Source organism: Bacteroidota bacterium, assembly GCA_040388375.1.
Taxonomy (GTDB): Bacteria; Bacteroidota; Bacteroidia; order UKL13-3; family UKL13-3; genus JAAFJM01.
Genome location: JAZKBU010000025.1, coordinates 1 through 2,679 on the forward strand (window position 1 = coordinate 1; position 2,679 = coordinate 2,679).

Annotated in this window: 5 protein-coding genes; all 5 read left to right on the plus strand. The window is 34.6% G+C overall.

Going from position 1 to position 2,679, the window contains the following annotated elements:
• Positions 1 to 250 precede the first annotated feature (250 nt).
• The 5 genes from V4538_17565 (at position 251) to V4538_17585 (ending at position 2,601) form a co-directional block, all read left to right on the plus strand.
• The gene (locus V4538_17565; GenBank protein ID MES2382860.1) at positions 251 to 517 is read left to right on the plus strand and encodes a hypothetical protein; all 267 of its coding nucleotides are present in this window, start codon (positions 251 to 253) and stop codon (positions 515 to 517) included.
• Positions 518 to 545: 28 nt separating this feature from the next.
• On the plus strand, positions 546 to 1,070 hold the full coding sequence (locus V4538_17570) for a phosphohydrolase (GenBank protein MES2382861.1): 525 nt from the start codon (positions 546 to 548) through the stop codon (positions 1,068 to 1,070).
• Positions 1,071 to 1,240: 170 nt separating this feature from the next.
• Entirely contained in the window at positions 1,241 to 1,612 is a 372-nt protein-coding gene (locus V4538_17575) for a hypothetical protein (protein MES2382862.1), read from the plus strand.
• A 233-nt stretch (positions 1,613 to 1,845) separates the two neighbouring features.
• Complete coding sequence (locus tag V4538_17580; protein MES2382863.1) at positions 1,846 to 2,055, plus strand: hypothetical protein; 210 nt, start codon at positions 1,846 to 1,848, stop codon at positions 2,053 to 2,055.
• Between the two features lie 3 nt (positions 2,056 to 2,058).
• The gene (locus V4538_17585; protein MES2382864.1) at positions 2,059 to 2,601 is read left to right on the plus strand and encodes a hypothetical protein; all 543 of its coding nucleotides are present in this window, start codon (positions 2,059 to 2,061) and stop codon (positions 2,599 to 2,601) included.
• Positions 2,602 to 2,679: the final 78 nt, after the last annotated feature.

Consider the following 2,679-nt stretch of genomic DNA (forward strand, 5'->3'; position numbering starts at 1 on the left):
CTATCGGTAGGTAAAAAGAAGGCAGACAAACTGGAAGATGTTTTAAATAAAATATTTTCTAAAATTGTTTAAAATAATTCTTATCTTGTATTCAGAAATTACCGGAGTAGAACACGGTGGTAAAAAGATTGATAATATTTAAAATGGTTCCATTTGTTCGGGTTCTACACTTACAGTAATGTAAGTCCGGCAGGTGGAGCCATTTTGTATTTAACCCTTTAAAGCAGTATTGAAATCTAAAATAAAAATTATGAAAATTTCAGGGGCGGTTATTCAGACTAAAAATATAAAAACAAATACCGAAATAACATTCCACGCCACTTATAAGGGAATGACAATTTATGTATCTACCGATCACGGATTTGGAAAGGCAAAATATGACCATTTAAAGAGGTATTATATCGAGGTGAGTAATAATAAAAACGGGCTATTTGATGTTGATACATGGGAGGACTGCCATACCATGAAGGACGCTATACGATATGCGCTTAAAGGTGCATGTTTAATCCCCTCTTAATTTTAACAAGTAATCAAAAATAAAAACCATGAGCATAGATACAATTGAAGGAGGAAAAATAAAGTGGTGTATTGAGCAGCACGTTAAAACAAATCATTATTACGACACTTACCTTCCTTATGAGTTCCATTTGCGAATGGTGGCACAAGTTTGTAAGCAGTTTATTGCCGTACCTGAAAGGCAATGGAGTGAATTAGAAGTGGCTTGTTGGGGGCATGACCTTATCGAAGATACAAGGGTGTCCTATAATGACTGTAAAGAAGTATTGGGCGAATATGTTGCTGATATTATTTATGCCGTTTCTAATGAGAAAGGTAAAAATAGAAAGGAGCGGGCTAATGAAAAATACTATTTCGGGATATTGGCAACAGAAGGGGCATTATTTGTAAAACTTTGTGACCGTATATCCAACGTGCAATATTCAAAAATGACCAAAAGTAAAATGTTTGAAATGTACAAAAAAGAGAATCCTGAATTTCTTTTTAGACTTTCTCCAATGCCATCTAATTATGAGGTTATGGGCAAATATTTATCAAATTTATTTAACGACTAATCAATGAAAAGGCTAATCTGCTTCTTTCTTAACCACACATGGAACTATGTTTCTATACTTAGATATGGTAAACATAGTTTTATAAAGCATTGCAAACGTTGTGGAATAGAAAGAGAAATTAATCAAGGTCAATACATGGATGGTAAAACTTCAATCTTTAAATAAAAATCATGGGCAATAAAAAAATTAAAAAGCACTTGCACGAATTAACCAACGAGGAATTCCTAAAGTTATTTCAGATAGCACGAGGCGTTTACATTGATAATTATTCTATTGATAACGTACAGCGGTGGTCATCCTGCGATATTATGGTTACGCTTGGGTACATGAAAATATCCTTTGGAATAGTGGAATGCGAGAATGATGTAAGGCTTGGTAATGGGTTCTCGTTTATTATGAAGGAATATCTTTCAAAAGACAATATCTCTGTTTCAGAAAAAGGTATTGAATCCAATAAAGAAGATTTTATAGATGAAAAAATGGTATTGGTTAAAAACCAAAATATCCTGTTTTCTCAACTTGAGGTCATGGGTTATATGTAAACCACAAAGATAAAATGCCGGATAACAACTAACCTTTAATAAATAAAATATATAGCTATGGATGCAGAAATAAATAGATGCTTAAAGCAAAGAAAAAACTGTAAAGGTTGTAGGGCTTATGAGCCACAGGATTATAACTCATGCTCTATCGGTTTTAAATGCATCAATGGGGAACCTAAAGAGCCATGTTCAAAGCCGACCACTTACGATAAATTAATTAAAGCGCAGCAATCATGAAAACACAAACCATTTATACAGAGGTTCCGGTAAGTGAAAGACTGCCGGAGTGGTTGCCTATATCTGCCGTTAATAATATGTCAACATGGGATTTAAGTAGATGTGAAGTCCTTTTTGATAATGGGGAAACAAGGATGTATTGGGATGATTGGCCTTTTGCAATAAGTACGAATGTAAGATTAGTTGAATCAAAATTAAAACACTAACCAATGGAAAGAACACCTTTAGAAGAAGCGAAAAGCGGAATACCTGAATTTGATACCCTTATTGACGATTATGCCCATGCTCAAATATCATTTGATACTTTAATAAGCAGGCTATGGAATGAAGGTTACAAAGCAGGGCAGCAAGCCAACAAGCCGGAACAGGGGATGAAGGATGAAAACAGCATTTTAAGCATTCTTCGATTTTTAAAAGATAACCATTGGCTTTCAGAAACAGAGCAGACCATTGAGTACATTAAAGATATTTACCTTGACGAAGTTGCCCAATTATCCACCCCTTTACCTGCACAGAGGGAAGAAAGATGGCAAAACACAAAACCTGAATTTACTAAAGAGTGCCTACTAATGACAGCAACTTTTTACCCTGGCGGTTGGGAGTATCAATCTTGGTGGATTAAAAAACTAATTGAGCCAGTTGATGAAAAATGGTATTGGGGATTGCTTCAATTAGATGGAGGTGAATACGGATGTATAAAAGAATTGCAAGCAGACAGGTATTTAGTAATTGAATTGCCGGGAATAAAGTAAAAGCTATGAACCGAACTTTTAAAATGACATACAGCGATAAAAACGATAAGACTATAATTACGTTATCGTGCTCAGTAT

Bases quoted from the DNA above. Each gene is read 5' to 3' on its own strand.
- V4538_17565 (MES2382860.1), top strand. From the start codon at position 251: ATGAAAATTTCAGGGGCGGTTATTCAGACTAAAAATATAAAAACAAAT.
- V4538_17570 (MES2382861.1), top strand. From the start codon at position 546: ATGAGCATAGATACAATTGAAGGAGGAAAAATAAAGTGGTGTATTGAG.
- V4538_17575 (MES2382862.1), top strand. From the start codon at position 1,241: ATGGGCAATAAAAAAATTAAAAAGCACTTGCACGAATTAACCAACGAG.
- V4538_17580 (MES2382863.1), top strand. From the start codon at position 1,846: ATGAAAACACAAACCATTTATACAGAGGTTCCGGTAAGTGAAAGACTG.
- V4538_17585 (MES2382864.1), top strand. From the start codon at position 2,059: ATGGAAAGAACACCTTTAGAAGAAGCGAAAAGCGGAATACCTGAATTT.